The sequence below is a fragment of the Pantoea sp. CTOTU46764 genome (assembly GCF_031974595.1).
Classification (GTDB): domain Bacteria; phylum Pseudomonadota; class Gammaproteobacteria; order Enterobacterales; family Enterobacteriaceae; genus Pantoea; species Pantoea trifolii.
On sequence record NZ_DALYOQ010000022.1, the window covers coordinates 53,091 to 57,630 of the forward strand.

General features: G+C 60.6%; 4 protein-coding genes and 1 pseudogene. All 5 read left to right on the forward strand.

What is annotated here, in order from left to right; translation table 11 throughout:
* Positions 1 to 275, forward strand: a pseudogene (locus tag RTM06_RS10265) (ABC transporter substrate-binding protein); the annotation flags it as partial.
* Complete coding sequence (locus RTM06_RS10270) at positions 272 to 1,132, forward strand: ABC transporter permease (RefSeq protein WP_312181911.1); 861 nt, start codon at positions 272 to 274, stop codon at positions 1,130 to 1,132. The pseudogene RTM06_RS10265 and the gene RTM06_RS10270, both read left to right, overlap by 4 nt.
* A 1-nt stretch (position 1,133) precedes the next feature.
* The gene (locus RTM06_RS10275) at positions 1,134 to 2,048 is read left to right on the forward strand and encodes an ABC transporter permease (RefSeq protein ID WP_256696437.1); all 915 of its coding nucleotides are present in this window, start codon (positions 1,134 to 1,136) and stop codon (positions 2,046 to 2,048) included.
* Positions 2,045 to 3,451, forward strand: coding sequence for a M20/M25/M40 family metallo-hydrolase (locus RTM06_RS10280; RefSeq protein WP_312181913.1), 1,407 nt, complete (start codon positions 2,045 to 2,047; stop codon positions 3,449 to 3,451). Before RTM06_RS10275 ends, RTM06_RS10280 begins: the two co-directional genes overlap by 4 nt.
* Complete coding sequence (locus tag RTM06_RS10285; protein WP_256696435.1) at positions 3,448 to 4,446, forward strand: 1-aminocyclopropane-1-carboxylate deaminase/D-cysteine desulfhydrase; 999 nt, start codon at positions 3,448 to 3,450, stop codon at positions 4,444 to 4,446. The genes RTM06_RS10280 and RTM06_RS10285 overlap by 4 nt, the downstream gene beginning before the upstream one ends.
* The last annotated feature ends 94 nt before the right edge of the window (positions 4,447 to 4,540 follow it).

The window sequence follows — 4,540 nt, forward strand, 5'->3', positions numbered from 1 at the left end:
ATGCCGATGCCGCGCTGTTCCCCATCCTGCGCAGCGGCGAGCCCTATTCCACCGTGCATGATGCGGAGCTGGATAAGCTGCTCGACCAAAGCCGTCAGATTGTTGATCCCGCTGCGCGCAAAAAGGTGTTAGAGCAGATTCAGCAACGCGTCGCTGAACAACAGCCGCTGCTGCCGCTGTATCGTGAAGATACCTTGTATGCGCACAGCACCTCGCTCAACTTCAAAGGCCGCGTCGATGCCCGCATCCCGCTGTTTGATCTGAGGCTGAAATGATTTCACCGGGCAACGTGCTGCAGCGCCGTCCGCGCCGCCTGATTTACGGCGATGCGGTGATCGGCAGCGTATTGCTGATCGTGGTGATTGCCGCGGCGCTGCTCTCTCCATGGCTGCCGTTGCCCGATGCCTTAAGTAACAACCTCAGCGAGATGTTTCTGACGCCGGGTTCACCCGGCGCGCAAACCACGCATTGGCTTGGTACCGATCAACTGGGCCGCGATCTGCTGGCGCGTATTCTCTCCGGCACGCGCTTGTCGCTGCTGGTGGTATTAGTGGCGGCGGCGATTGGCGCGGTGATTGGCGTCGCGCTCGGCATGATTGCCGGTTATGCCGGCGGTTGGGTTGATGCGCTGATCATGCGCCTGATCGACATCCAGCTGGCGGTACCGTTTATTCTATTGATTTTGCTGGTGATTGCGCTGATGGGCGCATCACTCACCAACATCATTGTGATTATGGGCTGCACCAGTTGGGCGATTTATGCCCGCGTGGCGCGTGCCAAAACCTTAGAAATTCGTGAACTGGAATACATTCAGGCGGTGCGCGCCATGGGCTTTTCGCCGCTGCGCGTGCTGCTGCGGCATATCCTGCCCAATCTGCTGACGCCACTGGTGGTGCTGCTGACGCTGGATATCCCACGCTTGATCGTGCTCGAAGCCTCAGTGGGTTTTCTCGGCATGGGCATTCAGCCCCCCACGCCGACGCTGGGCAACTTAATTGGCGAAGGCCGCTCTTACATGCTGCTGTCGCAATGGCTGGTGCTCTATCCCGGTTTGGTGATTGCGGCGCTGGTGATTGGCTGCAACCTGCTCGGCGATGCGCTGTTACGTCGCACGCACACAAGGCTGGATTAAGATGCTGAACATTCTGCTCAATCGCCTTGGCCAGTCGATATTAGTGCTGCTTGGCGTGTCGCTGCTGATTTTCTTCAGCCTGCACATGACGGGCGATCCGGCGGCGCTGATGATGCCGCCCGGCTCCAGCCAGCAGGAGATTGATACGTTCCGTCACAGCATGGGCTTTGATCGTCCGCTGCTGTGGCAATACAGCCACTATCTTGGCGGCGTGCTGCACGGCGATTTTGGTGAATCATTGCGCTACAGCCAGCCGGTATTGGCGCTGATTGCTGAGCGCTTGCCCGCCACGGCGCTGCTGGCGGTGAGTGCGCTGGCGTGGAGTTCGCTGCTTGGTCTGCTGCTGGGCATTATCAGCGCCCTGCGACCGCACAGCATGTGGGATTTGCTGTGCCGCCTGCTGGCCTTCTCCGGCCAGGCGATTCCGGTGTTCTGGCTGGGGCTGCTGCTGATTTTGCTGTTTAGCCTGAAGTTACAGTGGCTGCCTTCCAGCGGTTACGGCACTTTCGCCGCGTTGGTGATGCCCGCACTCAGCCTTGGTGCGTTTTACATGAGCGCCGTAGCACGCTTGACGCGCGCCAGCCTGCTGGATGTGCTGCAACAGGATTATATCCGTACCGCGCGCGCCAAAGGGCTCAGCGCCTGGCGCATCGTGGTACGCCACGGTTTGCGAAACGCACTGATTCCGGTGATCACCGTGCAGGGCATGTATTTCGCCTCGCTGCTCGGCGGCGCATTGGTAACAGAGATTATTTTTGCCTGGCCGGGCATTGGTCGTCTGGCGATTCAGGCGATTCAAAACCGCGACTTCCCGCTGGTGCAGGCGATTGTGTTGCTCGCAGCGGTGGTGTTTGTGGCGATCAATTTGCTGATCGACCTGCTCTATCTGGTGCTGAACCCGAGGATTCGTTTATGAGTCGCCTTGATGCCACGCTTGAACTGCTGAGTGAACTGACGCGCTGGCCGAGCGTGGCCGGTCAGTTATCCTCGCAGCGCGGGTTGGCCGCCTGGCTGGAACAGTGGATGGTGGAGCAACTTGGCGCCAGCGTGATTTATCCGGTGGCGTCTCAAACCGATGATGTCCCACCGCTGGTCCATGTACGCATCGATAACGGCAGCGCCAAAACCGTGGTGCTGTACAACATGTATGACGTGATGCCTGCGGATGAGGCCGGTTGGGATGTGCCGCCGTTTGTCGGTGGCGTGTGTCACTGGGACGATCTCGGCGCGGTCTTTGTCGGACGCGGCGCAGAGAACAACAAAGGCCCGGTTGCCGCCCTGCTGATCCTGCTGCGCGAATTGCAGCAGAACCAGCAGCTCGATTTCAATATTGAAATCCTGCTCGAAGGTGAAGAGGAAATTGGCAGCGGTGCACTGCGACGTTATCTGGCGCAGCAGCCTTGCCCGATTGCGCCCGCTGAAGCCGTGCTGTTCCCCTCGTTGTGCGAATACGGTGGCGGCGCACCGCGCGTCTATCTCGGCTTTACCGGATTGGCCAGCGGACGTCTCAGCGTCAGCGGCGGCGCATGGGGCGGACCTGCTTCCGCGATTCATGCCAGCAATGCCGGTTGGATCGCCAATCCGGCGTGGCGCTTAGTGCAGGCATTAGATGCCATCGCCCCAGCAGCACACAGCGGCGTGCTGGCGTGTAACGCCACGGATGATGAGGCGAATCAGTTATTGGCGACCTTAGCCGCCGAATTCAGTATTGATGACGAACTGCAGTTCCGTCGCAGCCAGCGCCTGATGATTGAAGGCGACACGCTGAGCTGCCTGCAAACGCTGCTCGGCAGCGCGGTTTTAACGCTAGCGGAACTGCACAGCGATCCGCCGGGCGGACGCGGCGTCATTCCGTTCCGTGCCAGCGCGGAACTGGCGTTTCGCATCCCGCCGGGTTTCGATCAGGACGCGATGATTGGAGCCGCGCAGCAGCGCCTGGCGCAAGCCGATTTAGCCGGCAGCGAACTGCAACTGTTCGATCGCTATCCCGGCGTGCGCTTTAGCCGCAGCGCCAGCGGCGTCGATGCCTTAATCGCCAGCTATCAAACGCTGGGCGCGACACCGCAAATCTGGCCGTGGGCGCCGGGCTGTGCGCCCGCTTACGCTTTCGCGGCCGTCGCGCCCGCCTTTCTGATTGGCGGATTAGGCCACGGCGGCAACGCCCACGCCGTCAATGAGTTTGTCACGCTGGCGGGACTCGAACGCTTCCAGCAATCCATGAGCTTATGGCTCAACGCATTCAATGATTCGGCCATTGGCCGGGTCGCGCCACACCAGGGAAACACCGCAGTACATAAAAATATAGGTAACACACAATGAAATCAGTTGAAGAGTTTGAACGCGTTCCGCTCGGCTTCTTCCCCACGCCTCACGAGCCGCTGCCGCGGCTCAGTGAGGCACTTGGGATTACGCTGACGATCAAACGTGATGACTACAGTGGCTTCGGCGGCGGCGGCAACAAAGTCCGCAAGCTGGAGTATCTGATGGCGGAGGCCTGCAAAACAGGCGTGAATGTGGTGATCACCACCGGCGGGCATCAGTCGAACCACGCCCGCATGGTGGCCGCCGCCGCACGCAAGTTTGGTATGCGTCCGGTGCTGGTGCTGCGGGGCAATCCGCCCGCAAGCTGGCAAGGTAATCTGTTGCTGGACAAGCTGTTCGGGGCCGAGGTGCAGTTTCTCGATCCCGACGGCTATTTCACGCAGATTGAAGGTGCGATGCAGGCGCACGCTGATGCGGCTGTCGCGCAAGGCGAAACCCCAATGATTATTCCGCTGGGTGGCGCAACCCCACTCGGCGCATTGGGTTATGTGCGGGCCGTGGAAGAGATGGCGGCGCAGCTGGCACCCAGCCAGACGCCCGCGCCCGACTTCATCGTCGCGCCCACCGGTTCCGGCGGCACGCTGGCGGGATTGCATGTGGGTACGCGCCGCTATTGGCCCAATACCAGGGTGATTGGGGTGAGCGTGAGCGCCAAAGCCGACTGGTTCCAGCCGCGCATTGCCGGCATGGCGCAGGATTGTGCCGATCTGCTGCAATGGCCGCAGCAGTGGCAGCCGGAGGATATCTGGATTGAAGATGGTTATGTCGGTCAGGCATACGGCGTGCCATCGGACGGCGGCATTGCCGCCATCTACCAACTCGCCCAGCTGGAAGGCGTGCTGCTGGATCCGGTTTACACCGGCAAAGCGATGCACGGCCTGTTCTCGCTGGTCGAACAAGGGCGCATTCCGCAAGGATCGCGCGTTACCTTTGTGCATTGTGGCGGTTCTCCGGCGCTCTATCCCTTCGCCGATCGCCTGCTGGAGCAGTAATGGAAGCGTTATTGCGTGTACTGGATGAAGCTACCGTCGCGCAATTAGGCGGCGGCGATGTCGCTCTGGCGCTGGAAGACGTCAAAGCGGTGAT

Coding starts and splice junctions, on each gene's coding strand:
- RTM06_RS10285 (WP_256696435.1), top strand. CDS start 3,448: ATGAAATCAGTTGAAGAGTTTGAACGCGTTCCGCTCGGCTTCTTCCCC.
- RTM06_RS10275 (WP_256696437.1), top strand. CDS start 1,134: ATGCTGAACATTCTGCTCAATCGCCTTGGCCAGTCGATATTAGTGCTG.
- RTM06_RS10270 (WP_312181911.1), top strand. CDS start 272: ATGATTTCACCGGGCAACGTGCTGCAGCGCCGTCCGCGCCGCCTGATT.
- RTM06_RS10280 (WP_312181913.1), top strand. CDS start 2,045: ATGAGTCGCCTTGATGCCACGCTTGAACTGCTGAGTGAACTGACGCGC.